Source organism: Clostridium sp. C8, from assembly GCF_001010885.1.
In the GTDB taxonomy this organism is placed as follows: Bacteria; Bacillota; Clostridia; order Clostridiales; family Clostridiaceae; genus Clostridium; species Clostridium sartagoforme.
Map to the genome: position 1 here is coordinate 1 of NZ_LBMX01000074.1, position 24,792 is coordinate 24,792.

A 24,792-nucleotide genomic window follows, 5' to 3' on the forward strand; every position below is an offset into this window, starting at 1 on the left:
GACTATTATTAGCTGGTCTTATATATTAGGTAAAATAATTTTTACTAAAGTCCCTTCCCCCTCATTACTTTGTATATTGATACCATATTCTTCTCCATATATAAGCTTAATCCTTTTATGAACATTGTATAGACCAATACTATCTGTATCATTATTCTTTTTATTTAAAATATTATTTAGATAATTCATTTTTTCTTTTGAAATTCCAATTCCATTATCTCTAATTAGTATAGAAATTTTACTTTCTTCAATTTCAGATGTTATTTTTATATTTAACATTGCTTTTTTTTCAAAACCGTATTTAATAGAATTTTCTATTATAGGTTGTAAAATTAGCTTAGGAACTACACACTCTAGTGCTTCCTCTTCAATTTCTATATTAAATTGAAGCTTATTTCCAAACCTATATTTTAATATCTCTAAATAATTGTTTATGTATTCAATGTCATCTTTTAACTTTACTGAATGTATCTCATTATTAATTCCATATCTTAATATTGATGATAAATTTATAATTATATTACCTGCAATGTTTTTATCTAATTTAATCATTATTCTTATTGTTTCAAGAGTATTAAATAAGAAATGAGGATTAAATTGTGCTTCTAATTGTTTAATTTCACTTTGCATCCTAAGTGCAACTTCTTCTTTATTACTTTCAATAAGATTTTTAATATCTATTAACATATTATTATAAGCATTTGCTATTATTCCAAATTCATCTTCTGAATTAATATTAAGTTTTGTATCTAAATCCCCATCTTGTACACTTTCAATTGCATTAACTATTTCGTAAATTGATACAGTCTTATTATGAGCAATCTTTTTAGACCATAATAGCATAAAAGAAAAAATAACTAAAAATAATATAATTAGAAATATTCCTCCTATAAAAAATGCTCTATTAAAGAAATCTAAGCTTGTTATTGTATAAACAAAAAGAGTCGTATCTTTAATAGATGTTATTTCAATATAGTAGTCTTTATTTTCTAAGTTAATATAGCCACTTTGTTGTCTAAAATCACTTTTTAATCTATATAACTGATCACTATACTTATTATTAGTTGCTGCAACAATATTATGTTTATCCGTTATTATTACATCACTTGTAGTAAAGCCTGTAATAAGATTAAATATATCTTCATCTAATAAATCAAAAATTATATATCCTACTATTTCATCTTCATATTTTATTGCTTTTCCTAGCGTAAGTATTCCATAGCTGTATTTTTCTTGATGACCTCTATTAATCATAGTTATAACTTCGTTTGGTCTTAGTTTCATCCTACTAAATATGCCCCACATAAATATATTATCTTCTTGTATATAATCTGGCTTTATATTTTTATTTCCCATAATCATATTGCCTTGTTTGTCAAATATATAAAAATTACTTTTTACAGTTCTTTTATTTACAAACTTATAAAGTATATCATAAATAGGCTGTGATTTATCTCCATTTTTTATATCAGAAATAATATATTCATCTATTGATATACTTTTTATTAATGAAGTGTACTCATCAATATTTTCTTCCATTAAATTAGCTACATACTTATTATTATTAATATTTTCTTTAAAAATAAGTTTATTTCCTAAAAAAAATAATATTATATATGCGCATATTGAAACTACTATAATTGGAACTATAGCATACCATATAATAGCACTTCTAATTACATCACTGTATTTTTTAAACTTTTTAACCATATTCTCACCTTTTTCTTATATTGCAGAAAAAAGCCAGTAAAACTGGCTTTTTATATTTTATAAACTTATTTCCTTACTTCCAGAAACCTTAAAGAATATTAATAGTGAAATTACTGTTGTTATAGTTAGTATTGTAGATAATGCAGCTGCTGTTCCATAACTTGCTCTAATTACTTCTGTATAAATTGAAACTGATAAGGTTTTCGTTCCACCTGTATATAATATAACTGATGCACTTAGTTCATTTATTACTGTAATCCAACTAAGAATTGCCCCTGCAAAAACCCCAGGCAACATCATAACTGCTGTGACCTTAAAGAATGTTTTTACTGGAGAATATCCTAAACTGATTGATGCTTCTTCCATGCTTGGACTAATTTGATAAAGTATTGCTGCACTAGACCTCAAAGTGTATGGTAGTCTTCTTACTACATATGCTATTATTATTATAACAAATGTTCCGCTTAATACCAATGGCTTTTTATTAAATGCAAGTAGTAAAGTAATACCAAGTACTGATCCTGGAATTATATAAGGGAACATAGTTATTGTATCTATTATAGATGTTATAGCATTCTTTCTTCTTGTTGAAATATAAGCTATAAACATTCCAAGAATAACTATAATGACTATTGCAACTATTCCATAAGTATAAGTGTTAGTTATTGCTGATCCTAATTTATTAAATACTGTTTTATAACTTTTTAATGAAAACTCATTTACAAATCTTGAACCTTTCGTATTTAAGAAGGATGTATATATAACTGTCAATTGAGGCACAATTGCTAAAAGCACTACTATATATACAAATATATGAGCTAAAATATTTTTTACACCTTTTAAGTCTTTTGCAACCATTGGTCTTAATGAGCTCATAGTAAAAGATTTTTTATTTACTACATATTTTTGTGCTATAAAAATGATTGAAGTAATTAATACCATTATTGTTGCTAATGCAGCTGCAAAGTTTGCTTGTCCTCCAACTTCACTTATAAATTCTGAATATATAAGTACTGGCATTACGTTATAACCTTCTCCAATTAACATTGGTGTACCAAAATCAGCTAATGCGTTCATAAATACTAATAGGCTTCCTGCCAATAAAGTTGGTAATATTAATGGTAATATTAATGTTGCTATTTTTTTTATTGGTTTACATCCTAAACTTTCTGATGCTTCTAATAAAGATACATCTATCTTTTTTAATGCTCCAGAAACATACAAATATATAAACGGATATAATTTCAAGGTAAATACTAAAAGTATTCCTGCAAAACCGTATATAGGTGGAAGAGTTATTCCTAGATTGTCTGCAAAAAATTTAGTTATTACTCCACTTCTTCCACATAGTAAAACCCATGAGTAAGCCCCTATAAATGGTGGTGATAGCATTGATATAATAATTAAAACCTCAATTAGCTTCTTACCCTTTATCTTAAACGCAGTAGTTAAGTAAGCTAATGGTGAACCTATTAATACAGCTAATAGAGTTACAAATATAGTTACTGTAAAAGAATTTATAAGTGCTTTATAATAATATTTCTTTTCAAAGAATTTCGTAAAGTTTGCAAAAGTAAAACTTCCTGTGGTTGCATCCTTAAATCCACTTATAAATAGTGAAAACAATGGATATATGAAAAATACTGCAAATATAAGTACTATAATAAGTGTAACTACGTTCCAAAAATCAAACTTTATTTTAAATTTATTTTTTATACTATCATTCATTAGTTTTCACTTCCTTTTATTAAATTTTCCTCTCCATCTTCTGTGAAAACATTTATCTTCTTTGGATTTACTTCTAGATATAAGCTATCTCCTTCGCTATAAATCTTTTCTGATGTTCCAATATCTTGTGATAGTTCAATGGAAGCTTGTCCATCTAATATTTCCTTGCTATTAAATACAATTTCATAATTTGTGTATCTTCCAAGGAAAGTAGCTGTTTTAACTTTTGTTTCTAATCCACTATTTGATAAAATAAACTCTTCTGGTCTAACTGCTATAACTACTTTTTGACCATCCTTTACTTCATCCTTTAAATTTGTCATTTTAACTTTATATCCCTTTTCAAATTTAACATATTTATTATTTTCTTTTATTTCAATAATACCTTTAAATAAATTTGAATGTCCTATAAAAGTAGATACAAATATATTTTTAGGTCTTGTATATATTTGTTCTGGAGTTCCAACATGTTGAACTATTCCATCCTTCATTACAGCTATTCTATCTGAAATTGCAAGTGCTTCTTCTTGATCATGTGTAACATAAACAGTTGTTATTCCAACTTCCTTTTGTACATCTCTAATTGCACTCCTCATCTCAACTCTTAATTTTGCATCTAGATTAGAAAGAGGTTCATCCATAAGTAATACGCTTGGATGAATTACAATAGCTCTAGCTAATGCAACTCTTTGTTGTTGTCCTCCTGATAATCTTTCTGGTAATCTATCCTTATAATCATCAATTTTAACTACTTTTAAAATATCTGCTACTTTCTTTTCCATTTCTTCCTTAGGAAGCTTTCTTAACTTCAATCCATATTCCACATTTTGTTTTACTGTTAAGTGTGGAAATATTGCATAATTTTGGAACACCATTCCTATATTTCTTTTATGGGCTGGTATTTCATTTATAACTTTATCCTCGAAACTTATTTCTCCGCCCTCTATTGAATTGAAACCTGCTATCATTCTTAAAAATGTTGTTTTTCCACAACCTGAAGGACCTAGTAAAGTAAAGAATTCACCATTTCTTATATCTAAATTCAAATCAGGAATTACTACATTATCTCCATATTTTTTAATTACATTTGATGCTTTAATTGAAACGCTCATTTTGCTTCCTCCTCATTTTATTTAGGAATTAGTCTATTTAATAAATAGACTAATTCCCTTAATTCTTACTTATTAGTAAATATTTCTTTAAATTTATCTATCCATGCTTGCTTATTATCTTTAACAACATCTGCATCATCTTGTATAATATTTATATCTTTAATTGCTTTTAAACCTTCTGCTGGATCAACGTCTTTTCTTACTGATCTTCTACTTAACTCAGAAGCAACCATAGTTTGAGTTTCTTTACTAGTTAAGAAATCTATAAATTTCTTTGCATTATCCATATTTTTAGCACCTTTTATTATTGCAACTCCATCAGGTTTAGATATAACTCCTTCTTTCATATAAACTATTTCAACAGGTGATCCATCCTTAACATATTTAGCTCCACCTTCTTCAAAAGTTAATCCTACTGTATATTCTCCATCTGCAACTCCTTTATATACTGCTGATGAGCCTGAAAGTAACTTACCATCTAAATTTCCTGCTAATTTATCTGCATAATCCCATCCATTTTCTGGAGTTCCATTTCCCATTGCATAAAGCATATTTACTAAATGTTCAAAAGATGATGATGACTTTGCTGGATCTGCATGAGCAATTTTACCTTTTAATTCTGGTTTTAATAAATCTTCATAGCCTGTTACTTTAATATCTCCAATTAAGTTCGTATTTATCATAAGAACACTTGGTATTACTGAGAATCTTGTTATCTTTCCATCTGTATTTTTACAATCATCCATTAAGTCTGCTTCATTTGCAGATGTATAAGCTTCAAAGAAATCAACTTTAGGTTCCAATGTTCCTAATGATCCTCCCCACATAACATCTCCAAGAGGATTATCTTTTTCTGATTCTATACGTTTTAGTAATTCTCCTGTTCCAGCAGCAACAACATCTACTTGTACTCCTGTTTCACTTTCAAATTCTGCAACTATAGGATCAATAAATTCTAATGGATGTGGACAATAAACAACTAAATTTTTTGAAGCCGTTTCCTCTTTTTTCACATCAGCTCCTTCTGTCTTTCCTCCACATGAAACCATTCCTAGAATCATTGAAGCACAAATAACTGTAGCCAAAACTTTTTTCATAAAAACTCCCCCTAATAATTATTTATAATTTCTTATGTCTTTCCTTTCTGTAAGCTAATAATACCAAATGTAAACGTATAAACAAACCTTAATCTCTGCAAAAATATCTTGTTTTATGAACAACATATAATATATTTAAAATTTTCCACAAACTGTAATTAAATGGTATAATATAGTAAGTAATTTGTATGAAGGAGAGAGTTTATTATGAAGAGTTTTTCTAAAATTAAAAGTTTACTTTGTTTTTTCCTTATTTCTTTTTTGATAATACCATTAATATCATGCAATAATGGAGCTACCGAAAAGGAAGTTTCAAGAGGTTACATTTGGGAGGCAACTAATGAAAATACTACTATTACTTTGATTGGAACTATTCATATTGGTGATAATAAAGTGAATTTTTTTAATGATAATATAAAGAAAATAATTGATGAAACTGATGTACTATCTGTGGAACTTGATTTATCCCAAAATGAAACTATTAAGAATGTTCAATCATCTGGATATCTAAAGAATGGAGAAACTATAGAAAATTACTTGTCTGAAGATGAAATTGAAAAATTATCTTCTATATTCAAATCATTAAGTCCTAATTTTAATATAAGTACTATTAAATATTTGACTCCTTCATCTTTAAATAGCCTATTAACTGTATTATGTTACTCCAAAGCTGGCATACTAGGAAATGGATTAGATTTACTAATAATTAATGAAATGAATTCCCGTAAATCTAAGGGAGATGATGTAGTTATAAATGAGTTGGAGGGATGTGATTTACAAATTGATATTGGTAATAAAACTTTCACTTGGGATTATTTAAAAAAATATTTAGCTACTCACTCTGATTCTAATATTAATGAAGAAGTAAATAATTCTGAGAAACTTTTTAACGCTTATAAAAATGGAGATATTGAATTCATTGAAAAAGTAAATAATGAAATGAAGAGTAATGAACCTGAAACTTATAAAATAATGCTTACTGATAGAAATATTAATATGGTAAATAAAATAGTTGAATTAACTAAGGATGGTAAAAAACATACAATAGCAGTTGGAGCAGGTCATTTCATTGGTGAAGATAACATGTTAAAGTTATTAGAAGATAAAGGATATAAAATAACTAGAATAAATTAAAAGTTATATAAAATTAGCTACGAAGGCAATTAAGTATGATGCTGGTACAAATAATATTAATGCTACAAAAGTACCTACTACTTTACTTCCTACCATTGCTATAACACAAGCTCTAAAATCTTCTTCACTACATTTGCCATCCACTACATCATCAGTCATGATAGATAAATGTGGATCAATAAAAATTGATGTAAGTATTGTTGCTGTTCCATTTATTATTGGTGATAAAGATAAACAAGTCATTCTAAGTTCTGGAGCTATGCTGCCAGCATATATTGGTGCAAAAGCTCCTGCTGTAATAATAGCTACAGATATAAAATTATAAAACAAAATTTTCTTAGGTAACCTTTTAAAATTTATACTAGTTAAGCTTTCTTTTACAGGAATTGCTATACTATCTTTCATATACTTTACACCATTTTTTGAAAAGCTATGTATTATAAGTTTAGGAATAGATCTTTCTGTAGAAAAATGATTTACTGCCTTACTAAACATTTGCTGAAATGTTGGTATTAAAAAGGCCCCCACAATAGATGCAATACCTGAAATTATAATTATTAAATTAAATATATTAATCAAATCTCCACTACTAGGATTACTTTCTACAAACTTTGTTAATAAAGGACTTTGAAATGTTACTGCTGTTCTAGAGACAAGCATCAATACATTAAAAACTGCAAATGTTACTGCTATTTTACCAGTTCTAACCCCTACTAGCCTAACTGAATAAGCCAATGTTCCAAGTAATGAAATTATAAAGTTTAACACTAAGACAATTATAATTTGTGTATTCAATTAACATCACGCTCCTTAATATTACAAATGAAAAGTTAATAGTGAAATAAATCTTAGATTACTTTATTTTATAAATCCAAATCTGTTAAATGGCGATATTCTAAATATTGCTTTTCCTTCAATTTGATTTATCTTTACAAGTCCAAAGTTTCTACTATCTTTACTTACTTCTCTATTATCACCAAGTACAAATACTGTATCTTCTTCCACTTTAATAGGAAATTCTTTATCTCTGCTATAGGTTTCACCTTTAACATATAACTCTTCTAATATACTTCCATTTAAATATACGTAACCATCTTTTATATCTATTTCATCTCCTGGAATTCCAATTACTCTTTTAACAAGCCTTGTTCTAGTGTCTGTATTATATGAAATTGATGCTATTTCTTTCAAATATTCATATCCTTCTTCAAGTATATTTCCTTTTTCATCATTATCAAAAAATATTATAATATCTTCTCTTTTTGGAGCTGTAAAATTATAACTAACTTTATCAACTATAAGTTTTTCATCATTATATAATGTATTTTCCATTGATTCTTGCTGAACTTTAGCACTAGCTAGCACTTCTGTATTTACTATTGCTACTATTATAATACTTCCTAATATAGTTAGAGCTATTCCCTTAATTTCATTTATAATTTTTTTATAATTCATAAGATTATCCCCTTATTAAATATTTAGTATATGTATGTATTTTGCAATAAAAGTTTTAACTATATAATTTTATACTTCGCTCTAGTATACTTGAGTTTTTTACTAACTTATTTAATGAATCTTTAATATTATTCTTAAAATAACACCTGTAAATAATAAATTAATAATAGAAAAAATTGTTACGCATAATATAGCTACATCAAATTTACTATCAACTCTATATTTTCTTGATATAACAAAGGTTAGCATTCCTATTAAAATTGAAATTACCCAAACTAGGTATAAAGTTAAACTAGATAATAAATTTGATTTATTTACTAATAATAAAACTATACATATATTAATTGAAATAAGAATAGTTAAAATAATATAAAGAATTTCTTTTTTCATAATTAAATCTCCTTAGATTCTTATACCATAAACTATATTGTTTTTAAACATTTTTTATCAATAGGTTAAATATATTTATATAAATTTTACCATAATATGTATCGAAAGTATAACTTTAAATACAAAATTAATATATTGCTTACTATTTTTTATAATTATTACCCAAAAACTGTATATTGTGTTAAAATATAAACATATCGCTTAAACTTATAAAGGGGGAAAATAATCATGGAAAATTTATTAGAAAAATTGTTAAATGCATTACCAATAATCGCTATTGTTTTAGTAGTGCTAATAGTATTTCTATCTTTCTGGAGAAGAGTGCCTGCTGATAAAGCTATGGTAATCACAGGTCTTAGAAAAAGAGTTTTACTTGGAAGAGGGGGATTAATGATTCCTATTCTTGAAACTTCTTCCACTATTTCATTAGAAAATATCTCTATGACAACCGATGTTAATGAAGCACCTGCTAAACAAGGTATCTTTGTTAATATAGTTGGTACAGCAGTCGTAAAAGTCAAAAATGACCATGAAAATGTTTTAAAAGCTGTTGAACAATTTTGTAGTGGTGGAGAAAAAAATACAGTTAATGTAATAAGAACTATAGTAGAACAAATATTGGAAGGAAAATTAAGAGGTATTGTTTCTACTTTAACTGTTGAACAAATAAATGAAGATAGAGCTTCATTTGAGCAAAGAATTGAAGATGATATAAGAAATGAATTAGGATCAATGGGATTAGTTTTAATATCTTATACTATCTTAAAAATAAGTACTCAAGGTGGATACTTAGAAAATAGAGCTAAACCTCAAATAGCAGCAGCAAAATCTGAAGCTGACATAGCTGAAGCTGAAAGAAAAAGAGATACTGAAATTAAAACTGCAAGTGCTATAAGAGAAGGACAAAAAGCAAAATTAGAAGCTGAAACAGAAATCGCACAAAGTGAAAGAGATAAAAAGATAAAGCTTGAAGCATTTAGAGCTGAACAAGATAAAGCTAAAGCTAATGCTGACGTTGCTTATAAATTACAAGAAGTTGAAAATAATGCAATTTTAGCCGAGCAACAAGCTGAGCTTGCAGAAAAAGAAGCTTTAGTTGTAGAAAAGAAATTAATTGCTGAGGTTAAAAAGCCTGCTGATGCTAAAAAATATGAAGTTGAAGTTGCTGCTGAAGCTAATAAAATACAAGCAATTAGACAGGCTGAAGCCGAAGCTGAGGCTATTAGAGTGAGAGCTATAGCTGAAGCTGATGCTAAGAAGATACAAGCTCAAGCTGATGCTGAAGCTATCAGAGCTAAAGGATTAGCTGAAGCTGAAGCTATTAAAGCTAAGGGGCTTGCTGAAGCTGAAGCCAAGGATAGATTGGCTGAAGCAATGGCTAAATATGGCGAAGCTGCAATAGTAGAAATGGTAGTAAATAAGTTACCAGATGTAATGAAAGAAGTTGCAAGTCCATTAGAACAAATAGATAAATTGACTGTTATAGATAACGGTGGTTCCCAAGGAGCATCAAAGGTTGCTAAAATCGTAACTGATGTAACTGCTAATGGTTTTGAGGTTCTAAAGGATTTAACTGGACTTGACTTATCAAATGTTTTAAATAACTTTGTAAACAAAGATATTAAAACAAGTCCTTCTTCTGAAGAAAAAGAAATAATTGATGTTGACGTAGAGTAATACTTTATAGAACAAGAGACAATAGATAAATCTGTGTGAAACAGAGCTGTCTATTGTCTCTATATTTTTATAAGAACTTTTTACCTATTAATAAATCTAATATTTTTATAAATTCTATACAATTTACCTTATTTCTTTAATTATTCATTATATTCTATTACCTTAGTTTATCATAAAAATCTTTTCTTCTTTAGAAGTTTTATATATTCCAACTACAAAAAAGGCTACTGCAAACAATACTATTATCCCTAAATATTTATAAATATTTGTAAGATTTGAACCTTGCTGTATAGCTATTATTGATTCCATAGCCCATCTTACAGGAGTAAAATATGATATTTTTTCTATTATAGGTGGCATTAAATCTATAGGTACAAAAGCTCCTCCTACCATTACCATTAACATATTAGCAAAGTTAAAGATATTAGATGCATCATTTTTACTTTTAGAAAATGCCCTACAGCATACCCCTAGACTAATTGAAACTAATCCTAATAATGATAATATTATAAATAATTCAAAACTACTAATTCCAACATTTATATTTAAGAACTTTATTCCCAAAACTCCAAATATTACTTGCATCAATATTGATAAATACCCACTTATAATATCTGCCAAATAATATTCATATGTTTTTATAGGTGCCATGAATATTCTTGTATATACATTTTCTTCCTTTTCATTAAATACTCTGTATGAAGTTGTCATTCCTCTTATAAGCATGAACATTATTATGAATCCTACAAATATTTGGCTAAAAGTATATTCTTCATATAAATCATTTAAATTTTCTTTTTTTATCTCTAGATAAGAATCGTTACTATAATTATTTAAAGCTTTATAATATACATCCTTATTTCCTTCTGCTGCCATTGAAATGTTATTTATATTAATCATTTGTTCGTTTATAATAGTCTTTATTAGCGTTCCGATATCATCATTTTCTACCGATGTTAATTTAACTAAGTCTGTATCCCCATTAATTAAATTTTCTTCAAAGTTACTATCTATTTCTATAACTGCATTTATAGAATTTTCTGCAAACAAGTTCTTTTTATCTTCTTTTTTAACTTCTCTTATATTAAATCCTTCATAATTCTTAATAGAATTTAATATAGTGCTACTAGTTTTCGAATTATCATTATCTATAATTCCAATGTTTATATATCCAGAATTAAAGTTAATAATTTTTAGCATAATAAATAGTATTAAAACAGGAGCTATTAATGATACAATAAATCCAACCGGTTTTTTTAATATAGATACCTTTAAATTGTTTTTAATTAGTATTAATATATTTTTCATTTATTTTATCACTCCTTTTTCCAACTATCCAAATTATTAACATAACTAATAATAAACTAATTCCGCCAATTTGCAGCCATCTAATTAAAGTAGTATTATCTCCAGAATAAATATATCTAAATATACTTATATTAAACCATCTTAATGGTGATATCTTTGTTATAAAATCTAAAAGGCTCCCTAGATTATCACCTAAAGCAACATATCCTCCGCCTAAAAATGTTAATACTGGTATTATTACATTTGATATTATACTTCCTGATACTTCTTCTTCTTTAAAAATCATAGGAATTATAATACCAATACCTATTACAATTATTAGAAATGGTATCATTGCCAGAGGTACAATTAGTAGATTCTCTCCATAATTTATATCAAAAAGTATATTACTTAATGTATAAGTTATCATTAGTGTTCCAAAGGAATAAATTAAAAACCCTAAAAATGAGGCAAAATAGTATTTACTTGTTGATACTCCAGCTAAACTTATTCTATCTTTTATACTATTTTTTCTATCATTTTTAATATTGTATAATGGTAACATTAAAAAATAGAATATCATAAGTCCTATTTCTGCTACTCCATAGTAATCCATTGAACTTGGTCTTTCATTAAGAGCAACTTTTTCATCTTCAATAAACCCCTTACTATCTTCAACCTTAATAATATCATTAGCCTTTAATGGATTTATACTATAAACTTCTGCTGCGGCATTATATTTACTAGCTATTCCATTTAATATTCCATAAATTAAAGATGGTTTTATTGTTGATTGATTATTTGAATAAAATTCTATTGTATCTTCTTTTAAATGAATAAATATATTTCTATTAACTTTTACTTCTTTTTTTCCTTCTTCAACATCTTTTACTTCATTCAAAACTATTTTCGAATTATCTAATTCTATATCTTTAAATATATTAAATACTTCTTTTGACTTGTCAGAACTTTCATCAAAGTAATATACCGCTACTTCTTCAAAGCTTGTATTACTTGAATCAAAATATGCTGATAACGTACTTCCTATTAATAAAATTAAGAATAGAGGAAAAAATATCATAAATAAAGATTCTTTTTTATCTCTTATACAATTTAAAATTACTGATTTAATTATAGGAATCATTTCTTTTCCTCCTAATCTCTTAATTTTTTTCCAGTTAAAGATAAGAATACAGTTTCTAAAGTTACTTCATTAAATCCTAAATCTGTTATTTTTAATTCTTGATCACATACTATTTTTATAATTTTATCTAAGTTATTTACTTCTTTAGACGAAGTTATAATAAGATTATTATTATCAATAGATATGTCTAAAACCCCTTCAATATTTTTTAAAGCTTCAATATTTACTTTGTAAATGTCATTAATACCTATATTCAAAATTCTTTTATCACTAACTATATCTTTTAACTCTTCTTTACTACCTTCTACTATTATTTTACCCTTATCGATAATAGCTATCTTTGAACATAACGCTTCAGCTTCTTCCATATAATGAGTTGTATAAACTATAGTTGTTCCTCTTTTATTCAATTCCTTAACTGCTTGTATTATATGATTTCTTGATTGGGGATCTATTCCAACTGTTGGTTCGTCCATAATTAATATTTTAGGATTATGAATTATTGCGCAGGCAATATTCAATCGTCTTAGCATTCCACCTGAAAATTCTTTAGCCCTTTTATTTTTTACTTCTAAAAGACCTGTAAATTCTAAGGCCTTTTCTATGCTCTCTTTAAGTTGACTTCCTCTTAGCCCATATAATTCGCCAAAGAACTTAACATTTTCATATGCAGTAAAATCACTATATACTGCAATACTTTGTGGAACTAATCCTAAGTGCTTTTTTACCTTTAAAGCATTTTTCTTTATATTCTCTCCTAAAATTTTAACCTCTCCAAATGTAGGATGTAAAAGTGAACAAACTATACTTATTGTAGTACTTTTTCCTGCTCCATTGGGACCTAATATTCCATAAATCTCTCCTTCTTCTATATTTAAATTAATATTGTCAACTGCTATATTATCGTCATATTTTTTTACTAAATCTTTTATTTCTATTACTTTCATAAACATCCTCCCCTTTATCTCTAATATCATTATATAAAAAAACCCTTACTAGGAAATCTAGCAAAGGTCATCTTTTAGCTATGACTAAAGTCATATCCTTTTATATAATAAATTGCAATTTGAGTTCTATGGCTTAACCCTGTTTTTTGAAAGATAGATGTTATATAATTTTTTACAGTTCCCTCTGATATATATAAAGCTTTAGAAATTTCTTTATTACTTAATCCTTCTGAAATTGCTTTCATAACTTCTAATTCTCTTTCTGTAAATATACTTTCATCTATATTACTTTCTTTTATTTTTTCTTTACCTAAGTTATTGCTAAGCTTAATTAGAATTTCATCTTGAATAACACAGTTTCCTTGGTTAACCATCTTTATTGTTTCTATTATTTTATCTGGCTTTGTATTTTTTAATAAATATCCTTTAGCACCATTTTTTATTCCATCTCTTATATATTCATCTTCATCGAAAGTAGTTAAAATAATTACTTTAGTATTTGTTTTTTCAGAAATTTCCAATGTTGCTATAACTCCATTAACAAGCGGCATTCTAACATCTATTAATGCTATATCCACAGTATTATCTAACAAAAATTTTACCACGTCTTTCCCATTTTCAAATATTCCTACAACTTCAATTTCTTTATCATTTGCTAAAATTATTTTTAAGCTTTCTCTAATTAATGCATCATCATCTGCTATAACTAACTTTATGCTCATTTTATCTCCTTCCTATAAAGTGTATGGAATTAAAATTATAATTCCAAAACCTTTTTCTCCATTCAATATAAACTTACCTTCAACAGTATTTACCTTTTCCTCTATATTTCTAAGTCCTATTCCCATTTTTATTTTTTTACAGCCAATCCCATTATCTTTTACTTCAAGCTTTATAAACCTATTCATTATTTCTATATTTATTTTTATTAAATCTCCTTTAGAGTATTTAATTGAATTAGTTGTAAGTTCAGTTACTGCTTGTATAAAAATTATCCACGTTTTAGAGTTAATCTTATCTAAATCACCTGTATATGAAACTTTTCCCTTTATTTTAGTACCCTTTATTTTTTCATCTAATACTCTCTTTATTCTATTAATTCCCAATTCCTCTTCAGCAGGTTTAATATTTCTCAATGTCATTCTTATTTCTTCCATTCCAGATCTTAAATTCTGAGTACATGAATTTAACATACTGTATCCTTTTTCCTTATCATCTTCTAATAAAATCTTAATGGCTTCTAACTGAAGTAGTGTTCCGGAAATAGTATGGCCTATTTTATCGTGTAACCTTGTAGATATTTTATTTCTTTCTTCTAACCTTGCTGTGTGAAGAATTTGTTCTTGCGTATCTCTTTCTTCTGATAACTTTTTTTGAAGATTATATATCAATTTTCTTTGCTTTTCTTGGATCTTTTCAGTATTTTCGATCTTGCTCAATTTAACTTCATTATTTACAATTGAAATTAGCATAATACATAAAATTATAATTACCTCTTTTAAGTTTTCATATTTAAGTATTAGGAGTATTGGAATTATCGATAAAATAACTCCAGCATGTATCTTTTTCTTTTCATTAATAAGGTATTCAGCAATACTTATGCTAAGCATTAATACCCCAATTTCCATATATTTTAATGAAAATAAGAAAGCAAGTATAATTTCCACTATAGTTAAAATTTCAGAAAAATATCTATTTTTCTTACATAAAAATTCTCTACTAAAACTAGTAATTATATAAATTAAAATAAATGAAACCACTATTAAATTTAATTTGTCAATTTCTATACTTGTCCATCCAATAAATATACACAAAATTAATTTTATTATTATACATAAATCAGTAGTTCTTATATTTAACAACTCCATTTCATAAAACTTTATTCTTCATTAACCATTATTGGAAACTAATTTAATCTCTATATAATTATAACCCACTTTTTTACACAAATATAGTTTAGCATAACAACTCTATATATTGAATAAACTATTTTTACAGTCAATTAAACTACGGCATGAGTCCTATTCAATATAAGTCTCATGCCGCATAAAAAGTTTTTTCCTATTTACTACTTAACAATGACAAGTTTACTCTTGGAGTTTTCTCATCAATTATCAATTATCCATTATTAATTCTCAACTATTTACCATATCTTTTAACTATATTAACTATAACCTGAACTGCCTTTTCCATTGATTCCACTGGAACATATTCATATTTTCCATGAAAATTTTCTCCGCCTGCAAATATATTTGGAGTTGGTAATCCCATAAAAGAAAGTCTAGCACCATCAGTTCCACCTCTTATTGGCCTAACTATAGGGGTTACTCCTGCCTCTATCATTGCTTCTTTAGCATTTTCTACTATATGCATAACAGGTTCAATTTTTTCTTTCATATTCTTATATTGATCCTTTATATTTACAATTACTGTTCCTTCTCCATATTTTTTATTTAATTCCTTTTCTATGTTCTTAAATTTTTCTTTTCTTTCTTCAAAGGAATCTGTAAAGAAATCTCTTACAATATAATTTAATGATGTATTTTCAATAGTACCTTCTATATCTGTAAGATGTGAAAACCCTTCGTATTTATCAGTTTTTTCTGGAACTTCATCTAAAGGAAGACTATTTATAAATTCATTTGCCACCATTATTGAATTAAGCATCTTGCCTTTTGCATAACCAGGGTGGACATTAACTCCATTTATTTGGACCTTTACTCCAGCAGCATTAAAATTTTCATACTCAAGCTCTCCAACTCTTCCACCATCCATTGTATATGCGAAATCTGCTCCGAAGCCTTCAACATCAAAATTATCTGCACCTTCTCCAATTTCCTCATCAGGTGTAAATCCTACTTTTATAGTTCCATGTTCAATTTCTGGATGATTTACTAAATACTCCATGGCAGTCATAATTTCTGCAATTCCTGCTTTATCATCAGCACCTAAGAGTGTAGTTCCATCTGTAGTAATTAAAGTCTTTCCTATATACTGTTTTAATTCTGGTGAAAATTTAGGAGATAATACTACTGAATCATTTAATTTGATATCTTTCCCATCATAATTTGCTACAATTTTAGGATTCACACTTTCTCCACTATAGTCTGGAGCTGTATCCATATGGGCTATAAAACCTATAACCGGTAGATCTTTATTACTATTTTTATCTAATGTTGCATATACATATCCATGCTGACTTATTTTTGCATCTTTTAGCCCTACTTCTTTTAATTCATTACATAATTTTTCAGCTAAAACTAATTGCCCTTTTGTACTTGGAGTTACTTTAGTTGTTTCATCTGATTTTGTATTTATTTTTATATATTCTAAAAATCTTTCTTCTACTCTTTTCATAGTTCTATTCTCCATTTCTATATTGTTTTATTGCCTAATTTTATAAGCATTTAATAATAAAATATATGAAAATATTTATTTTCTACTATCACCTTTTAATAAAGAATATAATATCAAATCTATGACCCCTTGACCTTTCCAAACATATCCTTCACGAATTATTCCTTCTTTGCTAAAGCCACTTCTTTGTAATACATTTTGTGATTTAATATTCTCTGGCATAACAAATGCTTGTATTCTATTTATTCCAATATCATTAAATAGGTACTTCGTCATTGCATTAACAGCTTTTGTAGCAATTCCTTTAGCCCAAAATTTCTCATTTAATCTATAACCTATTGTTATCATGTTTACATCATTACAGTAGTCAAACATTTCTGCTATACCCACAATACTATTAGGTTCACTTTTTAAACAGATTCCAAGAAATATACATTTTCTTTTATAAAAATCTCTTTCAAAATGTCCTATCATATTAGCAACAGTGTTTTTATTCTTTTTAAACATTACAGGAGTATATTGAAATAGTTTCTCATTATTGTATATTTCAAAAATATTATCAAGATCAGAATCCATAATCTTTCTTAATATTATTTCCTCTCCAATAATAAATGGAAATTGTTCATATGGATTTTTACCCAAACTCCCTTCCCCCTCATACACTAAATATAAAAATCTTGTAATAATTTATAGTTAACTTATAATCCAATTATAACATTAATTTCAATATACTGCATATATCCTAATACACATTAGGTTATTTTCTACAAAGCTAACTATTTATAGGGCTGTTATATCAATAGTAAATCCTAAATTGTAGCATTTATTATTGACATAACAACCCCTAAAGTTAATTTAGTTTATTATCCTCATTAATAATAAACTAATTTTCATTATTAACTTTTACTTAAAATTATATTCTGTTACTATGCTTTCTCTTCCTGTTGCTTTATCATTAAAATATTCATAAAATGATAACCCTAAGAAACTTCCTGTTATATTATAAACATTTCTATATCCTAAATTTTGTAATGCTAATGCTGCATTATAACTTCTTTGACCTGTTCTGCAATGTAAGTAAACTGGTATATCCTTTGGTATTTCATTTACTCTTTCTCTAAGCTGACTAAGAGGAATATTCTTAGCATTTTTTATATGTCCATTTTCATATTCTCTTATTTCTCTTACATCTATTATATATTCTTCACTTTGAACTAACTCTCTTACCTTATCAACGTTAACTTGCCTAAAATCTCCATTTAATAAATTTGATGCTATATATCCAGCATAGTTAACAACATCTTTTGCTGTACTATATGGTGGTGCATAACATAATTCCAAATCCTTTAAATCCTCAATAGTTCCTCCAAGTTTTATAACAGTTGCTACTATATCAACTCTTTTTGCAACATCACCTTTTCCTATTGCTTGTGCCCCTAACACCTTGCCTGTAGGAACTTCATATATAAGCTTAAGATGAATTGGTGATGCATCAGGCATTATACCAACTTTATCATTAGTTATAAGTCTTACAATATCATATTTTATGTTCATATTTAAAACTTTAATTAAGGATTCATTTAATCCTGTTGCAGCAGCATTATAATCAAATACCTTTATTGCTGAAGATCCAATGTATCCATTATTTATTCCTCTTTTTCCATTTATATGATCTGCAACTGATCTTGCTTCTTTTAATGCTGGACCTGCAAGAGATAATTTAGTCATGGAGTGAGTTAATTCATTATACACTTCAATTACATCACCTACAGCATAAATATCATCATCATTAGTTTTATAATTTTTATCAACCTTAATAGCTCCTGTTTCTCCAAGTTCCAAACCAGCTTCTTTAGCTAAATATACCTCTGGCGAAACTCCTATTGCCATAACTACTGCCTTGGCCTCTATTTTCTTACCTGATGCTAAAACTACTTTATTTTCTTCAAAACTTAAAACTTTATCTCCAACAATTAAATTAACACCATTATCATAAATTTCCTTATGTAATATTTGAACCATATCATAATCAAATGGTTTTAATATTTGCTCCATAGCTTCTATTAAAGAAACTTCGTACCCAGCTTCTTTTAAATTTTCAGCAGCTTCAACACCTATATATCCGCCACCAATTACAGCTACTTCCTTTGCACTAAGCTCTTTAACAAACTTATTTAGTTTATCTATATCAACTACATTTCTTATAGTAAATACATTAACTTTTTCAATTCCTGGGATATTAGGTACTATTGGCTTTGCTCCTGGTGATAAAATTAATTTATCATAATTTTCTCTATAAATTTCACCTGTTTGAGTATTTTTTATTTCTAATTCTTTATTTTTTCTATCTATTAATATTACTTCACTATTTATTCTTGCTTCTATATTATATTGAGCCTTAAACTTTTCAGGGCTACTTAATACAAGCTTATCTACCTCATCAATAACTCCACTTAAGTGATATGGCAGAGCACAATTTGAAAATGACACATGGGGTCCTTTTTCAAACATTATTATTTCATCTTCTTCACTTAATCTTCTAAGCCTTGCTGCAGCTGAAGCCCCTCCAGCTACTCCCCCAACTATTAATATTTTTTTCTTCATAAAAAAAACCTCCTAGTAGCTGCTTCACAGCCAAATTAATAATCAATTATGTAATTTTCACCAAATTACTAAAAATAATTTAATTTTAAAAATTCCTATAAGAGTTTTATCCATAATTCTTCAATTCTTTCATTTTTTCATTATGCGATAGCATCTGCTATTTTCTTTTGCTTCCAACATAAGATCCAACCCCACCAGCAACATTAACCACATCAAATCCAAGATTCCTTAACTTGTTACATGCTGTTGAACTTCTTCCTCCAGATTGACATACTATGTGATATTCTTTATCCTTTTTTAAATATTTTTCAGGTTCCTTAAGAAGATCTCCCATTGGAATATTTTTTGCACTTTTTATGCTTCCACTTTTATATTCATATGGTTCTCTTATATCAATTAAATCTATCTTACCAATTAAATTATCAATATCATTTACATTTATAACTTTTCCTGAACTTTTACTAAATAAACCAAACATATTATTTCACTCCTATTAAATTAAGTATTTTTATTATATTATTATTGTACAGTATAAAAAATAAATTTTATGTGACTATATCACATAACTATATTAAACTTTCACTATATTTTATTTTTACATTATTATATAATTATTATTAGTATATTTTTGTACAATATAAGCTACTATTTATTATTTTATATTATCTACTTAAATATATGATTTTTATTGATACTACAGTTTATAATATTGAATAAAGATTATAAACTATAGTTATAATTTATAAATATAAAAATTAAAGGAAATGATTGTGATTAATATGAAATATCCATTAACAAATGATTTTAAAAAAATAGTACTAGAAAATATACCACTTATAGATGTACGAGCGCCTATTGAATACCAAAAAGGAGCTTTTTTAAATTCTTTTAATTCACCAATTTTAAATGATGAAGAAAGACATATTATAGGGATTTGTTATAAAGAAAAAGGAAATGAAGAAGCTACAAAACTTGGATATAGATTAGTATCAGGTAAAACTAAAGAAGATAGATTAAAATCTTGGATTGAATTAATAAACTCTAATCCGTCTACTGCGTTATATTGCTTTAGAGGAGGTTCACGTTCTAGAATTGCTCAAGAGTGGATTACAGAAGCTTTAAATAAAGAAATTTATAGACTAGAGGGGGGATATAAAGCCTTTCGTAATTATCTAATTAATTCATTAGCTAAAGAAAATCAAAATTATAACCCTATTGTTTTAACTGGATTTACCGGTTCTGGAAAAACAATAGTCTTAAGGAAAATAAAGAATTCAATAGATTTAGAAGGAATTGCTAATCATAGAGGATCATCCTTTGGCGCTCACGCTAACCCTCAGCCTACGCAAATTAACTTTGAAAATAATTTAGCATATGCTTTAATTAAATGCATAGAACAAGATTTTAAACATATTGTTTTTGAAGATGAAGGAAAAAACATAGGTAAAAATTTTATTCCTCAAGACTTCTTTGACTATTTTCACAGTGGAGATATAGTTTTCTTAGAAGCATCCTTAGAAAAGCGAATAGAAAATACTTTAAAAGAATATGTTATAGATTCTCAAACAGAATACATAAATAAATTTGGTATGGAATTAGGGTTAAATGAATGGTTTAATTACATATATTCAAGTATGGATAGAGTTAAGAAAAAACTCGGTGGAGACAAATTTAAGGTAGTATTAAATGAGCTTAATTTAGCTTATAATAATCAGCTATCTACTAATAGCATTGATACTCATAAAAACTGGATAGAAATTTTTCTTAAGGAATACTACGATCCACTTTATAAATATTCTTTAGAAAATAATAAAGATAAGATTATATTTAGAGGAAATGCTTTAGAAGTTAATGAATTTTTAGAAGACCTAAGGTGAATAAAAAAGATAGTAAAGTACTTTTATTAAACCTTCATTTGGCTAATTTGGATATTCAGAATGGTGAACTGATATTAACGCCGAATTTCCATTAGTCCCCAGCGTTTCCTTGAAGGTTGCAGCAGTATCGATATTTGATCCCTTAAAAATATAACTTATAATACCTTTCATATATATTTGAGCGTATTTAGAATTACTAGAAATGTTGTACCAAGATCTCACCGGTGTCCAACCTGATAAAGTTACCCCAGTTTTATATGAATCACCTAAAAGAGTAATACCTCTTATATAACCACTAGAAACTATAGCGTTGAAATCTTGATTAACGTATCCCCAACCGATAGCAGGAATAATATTTTCGACTCTAGCAGTATAATAACTTCCGTTATTTACAAGAAAAGGAGTTATTCCTGAATATATATTTTTTTTCTGTTTACTTTCAATAGATGTATTAAGGTTAATTAGTTCTGATTTTAATTGAGAAATGGCTTCTGATATTTCTAATTCAAGGTCTTCTTGACTTTTAATTAAATTATAATCAATATTAAAATTAAGATTTTCAAAAGTTACGTTTATATCATTTTCTTGAGCAAATGAATTTAAATCATTCGCTATTTGAATATTTATTTGACTTTGCTGCTCTTGAGTTAGTTGGAAGTCGTTAAAGCTATAAGCTTTTACTGTAACTGTGTTTAGTCCAATAATACTAAGTAATAGTAAAGAAGAAAGTAGTTTTAAGAAATTATTTTTCATGTTAATCACTCCTAAAATTAATTAAATTTTTTATTTATCAAGTTTTTTGATAAAATGATTAATATATAAATTATAAATATATTTAAAATAAAGATTCCTAAGTCAAAGTCAAAAGAAGAAAAAAGATTTATATTAAAATTTCTTTCATATACCACAAGAAACTTTAAAGGAAATCCAGCTTGAAGACTATTATTTCCAATAGCTTTTAGGGGGGAAAAATATGTTAATAATATTACTATAAGTATAGATATAGTAATATATTTAAAGTTTATTTTTTTTAGAAATTTATTCATAAAACAACCTCACTAAATAATAAAGTAAAATAAGTCTAAGCATATGCACATTCAACTATAATCCTTCCTACAACAATTATAGTTTATATTGTTATAAAAGTCAATAAATGTAAAATGATAATTTTAAAAATAGTCTTGAAAATAATTTAGCATATGCTTTAATTAAATGCATAGAACAAGATTTTAAACATATTGTTTTTGAAGATGAAGGAAAAAACATAGGCAAAAATTTTATTCCTCAAGACTTCTTTGATCATTTTCATAATGGAAATACAGTGTTCTTAGAAGCATCACTAGAAGAACGAATAGAAAATACCTTAAAAGAATATGTTATAGATTCTCAAATAGAATATGTTAATAAGTTTGGTAAGGATCTAGGCTTAAATGAATGGTTTAATTACATATATTCCAGTATGGATAGAGTTAAGAAAAAACTCGGTGGAGATAGATTCAAAGTAGTATTAAATGAGCTTAATTTAGCTTATAATAATCAGCTATCTACTAATAGCATGGATGCTCATAAAAACTGGATAGAAATTTTTCTTAAGGAATACTACGATCCACTTTATAAATATTCTTTAGAAAATAATAAAGACAAGATTATATTTAGGGGAAACTCTTTAGAAGTTAATGAATTTTTAGAAGACCTAGGGTGAATAAAAAAGATAGTAAAGACACTTGATTTTATACAAATGTCTTTACTATCCCAATACCAAAGTACTTTTATTAAACCTTCAATTTTTATTAAAGCTTCAGAAATTTTCCCCATTTTTCTCGTGTTAATATCATATTAAGTGCATCTATCATTTCTCCCTCAAACTCTAACTCGTTTTTATCAACGCTCTCTAAAACAAACCCAGCTTTCTCATATACTCTTTGTGCTCTTGGATTAAATGCATAGACACCTAATGTCAATTGTTTCAAATCTGTATTTAGGAATATATAATCACGCATTAACATTGTTGCTTCTGTACCTAATCCGAGATTTCTTCCCCTAGGCCCAATAAGGATTCTAAAGTTCATGCTATGTCTAACTTCATCATATTCATTTATTACAACTTCTCCCACAACAACATTATTAGTTTTATCCTCTATTGCAAGGTCTAGGCGATCAATTTGCTCGTTTCTTGTACTATACCAATTTACAACAAATTCTCTATCAAAATTGTCTGAGCTTCCAGTAAACTTAAGTACTTCTATATCTTTTAAGCATTCTTCCATGCATTCAATATCTCCAGCTTCAAAAGGACGAAGTATTACTTTACTGCCTCGTATGATTGGTTTATTTTTTAAATTTATCATACTATCCACTCCTTAATTAATTTTTTCTTTATTTATAAGTAAGCACTCTTTTTTACAGCTTAATTTAAATTGTTAACCAAATTATATTCCTTATTCAAATAGCCTTACATCTTTTAAACATATATTTAAATCATCAAATATATTAACTTTTACTTCATCTTGAAAAGAAAAAATACTTTCTGCACCATTAAAACAAACCGTAATAGTTTTATCAAAATAATCTAATATCCAGTATTCTTTAACACCCTTAGCTAGATATAGTTCTTTCTTTATTGTGTTATCCATTTTTATTGAACTTGGACTAACTATTTCACATACAAAATCAGGAATAGCTACAATATTATTACCTACAAGCTCAAACTTATTATCGCACACCACAAATAAATCTGGTACAATAGGTTTTTTTAAATCAGATATATTCACAGGATTTTTAGGATTAGATAAACATAAGTCTGTTTTATCTGGAAACAACTCGCAATCCTTATATTCTAAATAATTTGCTATTTTATTAAATATCTTTTTATATACCATTCCATGATTAGGATGTGGAGATGGGCTCATATACTTTACATCATTTACCCATTCTATAGTTACATTATCATCATAAAAATTTAAATCAGCCATTATTTACACTTCCCTTCATCATTTAAAACCCTTAATGAATATTATTACCTTAATTATACCAAATACTAATTATTTTTAAAGGATACAATATAATAATTAAGTACCAATTCTCTTCTAAGAATATCAGCACATTGCCAAAGTGTTGATTCTAATTCTTGTAATGTAAGCTTTTCCATAGTTTGCTCTCATTTTATCTGTTTATTAACCTATCTTATATTTTACAATATAATATTAATTGTGTCATATGTAAATCGCTGAAAAAAAGGATGTGCAGATTATGTAAAATGGACCCCATGTCAAG

At 26.9% G+C, this 24,792-nt stretch carries 23 protein-coding genes; 4 read left to right on the forward strand and 19 right to left on the reverse strand.

Features of this window, described 5'->3' with window-relative positions; genetic code table 11:
• Positions 1-18: 18 nt before the first annotated feature.
• From AAT22_RS11015 to AAT22_RS11030, 4 genes are all read right to left on the reverse strand, one after another.
• Complete coding sequence (locus AAT22_RS11015; RefSeq protein WP_047001263.1) at positions 19-1,710, reverse strand: histidine kinase; 1,692 nt, start codon at positions 1,708-1,710, stop codon at positions 19-21.
• Positions 1,711-1,767: 57 nt separating this feature from the next.
• Complete coding sequence (locus tag AAT22_RS11020) at positions 1,768-3,438, reverse strand: iron ABC transporter permease (RefSeq protein WP_016207263.1); 1,671 nt, start codon at positions 3,436-3,438, stop codon at positions 1,768-1,770.
• A complete protein-coding gene (locus AAT22_RS11025) occupies positions 3,438-4,550 on the reverse strand; it encodes an ABC transporter ATP-binding protein (protein ID WP_047001264.1) in 1,113 nt (370 codons plus the stop codon). Before AAT22_RS11025 ends, AAT22_RS11020 begins: the two co-directional genes overlap by 1 nt.
• Before the next feature lie 65 nt (positions 4,551-4,615).
• A complete protein-coding gene (locus AAT22_RS11030) occupies positions 4,616-5,647 on the reverse strand; it encodes an ABC transporter substrate-binding protein (RefSeq protein WP_047001265.1) in 1,032 nt (343 codons plus the stop codon).
• A 207-nt stretch (positions 5,648-5,854) separates the two neighbouring features.
• On the opposite strand from AAT22_RS11030, the gene AAT22_RS11035 reads away from it, so the two are divergent.
• Entirely contained in the window at positions 5,855-6,781 is a 927-nt protein-coding gene (locus AAT22_RS11035) for a TraB/GumN family protein (protein ID WP_047001266.1), read from the forward strand.
• A 3-nt stretch (positions 6,782-6,784) separates the two neighbouring features.
• Here the strand turns inward: AAT22_RS11035 and AAT22_RS11040 are convergent, their stop codons facing one another.
• The 3 genes from AAT22_RS11040 to AAT22_RS11050 form a co-directional block, all read right to left on the reverse strand.
• Positions 6,785-7,576 (reverse strand): lipid II flippase Amj family protein, encoded by a 792-nt coding sequence (locus AAT22_RS11040; RefSeq protein WP_016207267.1) that lies wholly within the window; start codon positions 7,574-7,576, stop codon positions 6,785-6,787.
• Positions 7,577-7,639: 63 nt separating this feature from the next.
• On the reverse strand, positions 7,640-8,236 hold the full coding sequence (gene lepB, locus AAT22_RS11045) for a signal peptidase I (protein WP_047001267.1): 597 nt from the start codon (positions 8,234-8,236) through the stop codon (positions 7,640-7,642).
• 111 nt (positions 8,237-8,347) lie between these two features.
• The gene (locus tag AAT22_RS11050; RefSeq protein WP_047001268.1) at positions 8,348-8,626 is read right to left on the reverse strand and encodes a hypothetical protein; all 279 of its coding nucleotides are present in this window, start codon (positions 8,624-8,626) and stop codon (positions 8,348-8,350) included.
• A 228-nt stretch (positions 8,627-8,854) separates the two neighbouring features.
• Here AAT22_RS11050 and AAT22_RS11055 point away from each other — a divergent pair, with 228 nt between their 5' ends.
• Positions 8,855-10,303, forward strand: coding sequence for an SPFH domain-containing protein (locus AAT22_RS11055; RefSeq protein ID WP_016207269.1), 1,449 nt, complete (start codon positions 8,855-8,857; stop codon positions 10,301-10,303).
• Between the two features lie 162 nt (positions 10,304-10,465).
• On the opposite strand, the gene AAT22_RS11060 is transcribed toward AAT22_RS11055, so the two are convergent.
• The 9 genes from AAT22_RS11060 to AAT22_RS11100 form a co-directional block, all read right to left on the reverse strand.
• Complete coding sequence (locus AAT22_RS11060) at positions 10,466-11,611, reverse strand: ABC transporter permease (protein WP_016207270.1); 1,146 nt, start codon at positions 11,609-11,611, stop codon at positions 10,466-10,468.
• On the reverse strand, positions 11,586-12,734 hold the full coding sequence (locus AAT22_RS11065) for an ABC transporter permease (RefSeq protein WP_047001270.1): 1,149 nt from the start codon (positions 12,732-12,734) through the stop codon (positions 11,586-11,588). Before AAT22_RS11065 ends, AAT22_RS11060 begins: the two co-directional genes overlap by 26 nt.
• Positions 12,735-12,745: 11 nt before the next feature.
• Positions 12,746-13,681: an ATP-binding cassette domain-containing protein gene (locus AAT22_RS11070; protein WP_016207272.1), complete on the reverse strand. Its 936-nt coding sequence runs from the start codon at positions 13,679-13,681 to the stop codon at positions 12,746-12,748.
• Positions 13,682-13,755: 74 nt separating this feature from the next.
• The gene (locus AAT22_RS11075; RefSeq protein ID WP_047001271.1) at positions 13,756-14,403 is read right to left on the reverse strand and encodes a response regulator transcription factor; all 648 of its coding nucleotides are present in this window, start codon (positions 14,401-14,403) and stop codon (positions 13,756-13,758) included.
• Between the two features lie 12 nt (positions 14,404-14,415).
• Positions 14,416-15,549: a histidine kinase gene (locus AAT22_RS11080; RefSeq protein ID WP_047001272.1), complete on the reverse strand. Its 1,134-nt coding sequence runs from the start codon at positions 15,547-15,549 to the stop codon at positions 14,416-14,418.
• Positions 15,550-15,820: 271 nt separating this feature from the next.
• Positions 15,821-17,053: a peptidase T gene (gene pepT, locus AAT22_RS11085; protein WP_278279844.1), complete on the reverse strand. Its 1,233-nt coding sequence runs from the start codon at positions 17,051-17,053 to the stop codon at positions 15,821-15,823.
• 60 nt (positions 17,054-17,113) lie between these two features.
• On the reverse strand, positions 17,114-17,680 hold the full coding sequence (locus tag AAT22_RS11090; protein WP_016207276.1) for a GNAT family protein: 567 nt from the start codon (positions 17,678-17,680) through the stop codon (positions 17,114-17,116).
• Between the two features lie 261 nt (positions 17,681-17,941).
• Positions 17,942-19,642, reverse strand: a complete 1,701-nt coding sequence (locus AAT22_RS11095) for an FAD-dependent oxidoreductase (RefSeq protein ID WP_047001274.1) — start codon at positions 19,640-19,642, stop codon at positions 17,942-17,944.
• 157 nt (positions 19,643-19,799) lie between these two features.
• The gene (locus AAT22_RS11100) at positions 19,800-20,120 is read right to left on the reverse strand and encodes a rhodanese-like domain-containing protein (protein ID WP_047001275.1); all 321 of its coding nucleotides are present in this window, start codon (positions 20,118-20,120) and stop codon (positions 19,800-19,802) included.
• A 286-nt stretch (positions 20,121-20,406) separates the two neighbouring features.
• Between AAT22_RS11100 and mnmH the strand changes: the two genes are divergently transcribed.
• On the forward strand, positions 20,407-21,519 hold the full coding sequence (gene mnmH / locus AAT22_RS11105) for a tRNA 2-selenouridine(34) synthase MnmH (RefSeq protein ID WP_084820761.1): 1,113 nt from the start codon (positions 20,407-20,409) through the stop codon (positions 21,517-21,519).
• A 42-nt stretch (positions 21,520-21,561) separates the two neighbouring features.
• On the opposite strand, the gene AAT22_RS18590 is transcribed toward mnmH, so the two are convergent.
• Positions 21,562-22,281, reverse strand: coding sequence for a hypothetical protein (locus tag AAT22_RS18590; protein WP_156174317.1), 720 nt, complete (start codon positions 22,279-22,281; stop codon positions 21,562-21,564).
• A 559-nt stretch (positions 22,282-22,840) separates the two neighbouring features.
• Here AAT22_RS18590 and AAT22_RS11120 point away from each other — a divergent pair.
• Positions 22,841-23,221 (forward strand): hypothetical protein, encoded by a 381-nt coding sequence (locus AAT22_RS11120; RefSeq protein ID WP_207642010.1) that lies wholly within the window; start codon positions 22,841-22,843, stop codon positions 23,219-23,221.
• A gap of 88 nt (positions 23,222-23,309) precedes the next feature.
• On the opposite strand, the gene AAT22_RS11125 is transcribed toward AAT22_RS11120, so the two are convergent.
• Both AAT22_RS11125 and AAT22_RS11130 read right to left on the reverse strand, forming a co-directional pair.
• Complete coding sequence (locus AAT22_RS11125) at positions 23,310-23,867, reverse strand: GNAT family protein (RefSeq protein ID WP_047001276.1); 558 nt, start codon at positions 23,865-23,867, stop codon at positions 23,310-23,312.
• A gap of 90 nt (positions 23,868-23,957) precedes the next feature.
• The gene (locus AAT22_RS11130; RefSeq protein WP_047001277.1) at positions 23,958-24,491 is read right to left on the reverse strand and encodes a Uma2 family endonuclease; all 534 of its coding nucleotides are present in this window, start codon (positions 24,489-24,491) and stop codon (positions 23,958-23,960) included.
• Positions 24,492-24,792 lie beyond the last annotated feature (301 nt).

Excerpts from the sequence above, each read along its gene's own strand:
- AAT22_RS11095 (WP_047001274.1), bottom strand. The coding sequence starts at position 19,642 with ATGAAGAAAAAAATATTAATAGTTGGGGGAGTAGCTGGAGGGGCTTCA.
- AAT22_RS11020 (WP_016207263.1), bottom strand. The coding sequence starts at position 3,438 with ATGAATGATAGTATAAAAAATAAATTTAAAATAAAGTTTGATTTTTGG.
- AAT22_RS11125 (WP_047001276.1), bottom strand. The coding sequence starts at position 23,867 with ATGATAAATTTAAAAAATAAACCAATCATACGAGGCAGTAAAGTAATA.
- AAT22_RS11065 (WP_047001270.1), bottom strand. The coding sequence starts at position 12,734 with ATGATTCCTATAATTAAATCAGTAATTTTAAATTGTATAAGAGATAAA.
- mnmH (WP_084820761.1), top strand. The coding sequence starts at position 20,407 with ATGATTGTGATTAATATGAAATATCCATTAACAAATGATTTTAAAAAA.
- AAT22_RS11080 (WP_047001272.1), bottom strand. The coding sequence starts at position 15,549 with ATGGAGTTGTTAAATATAAGAACTACTGATTTATGTATAATAATAAAA.
- AAT22_RS11130 (WP_047001277.1), bottom strand. The coding sequence starts at position 24,491 with ATGGCTGATTTAAATTTTTATGATGATAATGTAACTATAGAATGGGTA.
- AAT22_RS11100 (WP_047001275.1), bottom strand. The coding sequence starts at position 20,120 with ATGTTTGGTTTATTTAGTAAAAGTTCAGGAAAAGTTATAAATGTAAAT.
- AAT22_RS11050 (WP_047001268.1), bottom strand. The coding sequence starts at position 8,626 with ATGAAAAAAGAAATTCTTTATATTATTTTAACTATTCTTATTTCAATT.
- AAT22_RS11075 (WP_047001271.1), bottom strand. The coding sequence starts at position 14,403 with ATGAGCATAAAGTTAGTTATAGCAGATGATGATGCATTAATTAGAGAA.
- lepB (WP_047001267.1), bottom strand. The coding sequence starts at position 8,236 with ATGAATTATAAAAAAATTATAAATGAAATTAAGGGAATAGCTCTAACT.
- AAT22_RS11035 (WP_047001266.1), top strand. The coding sequence starts at position 5,855 with ATGAAGAGTTTTTCTAAAATTAAAAGTTTACTTTGTTTTTTCCTTATT.
- AAT22_RS11030 (WP_047001265.1), bottom strand. The coding sequence starts at position 5,647 with ATGAAAAAAGTTTTGGCTACAGTTATTTGTGCTTCAATGATTCTAGGA.
- pepT (WP_278279844.1), bottom strand. The coding sequence starts at position 17,053 with ATGGAGAATAGAACTATGAAAAGAGTAGAAGAAAGATTTTTAGAATAT.
- AAT22_RS11060 (WP_016207270.1), bottom strand. The coding sequence starts at position 11,611 with ATGAAAAATATATTAATACTAATTAAAAACAATTTAAAGGTATCTATA.
- AAT22_RS11025 (WP_047001264.1), bottom strand. The coding sequence starts at position 4,550 with ATGAGCGTTTCAATTAAAGCATCAAATGTAATTAAAAAATATGGAGAT.
- AAT22_RS11015 (WP_047001263.1), bottom strand. The coding sequence starts at position 1,710 with ATGGTTAAAAAGTTTAAAAAATACAGTGATGTAATTAGAAGTGCTATT.
- AAT22_RS11055 (WP_016207269.1), top strand. The coding sequence starts at position 8,855 with ATGGAAAATTTATTAGAAAAATTGTTAAATGCATTACCAATAATCGCT.
- AAT22_RS11070 (WP_016207272.1), bottom strand. The coding sequence starts at position 13,681 with ATGAAAGTAATAGAAATAAAAGATTTAGTAAAAAAATATGACGATAAT.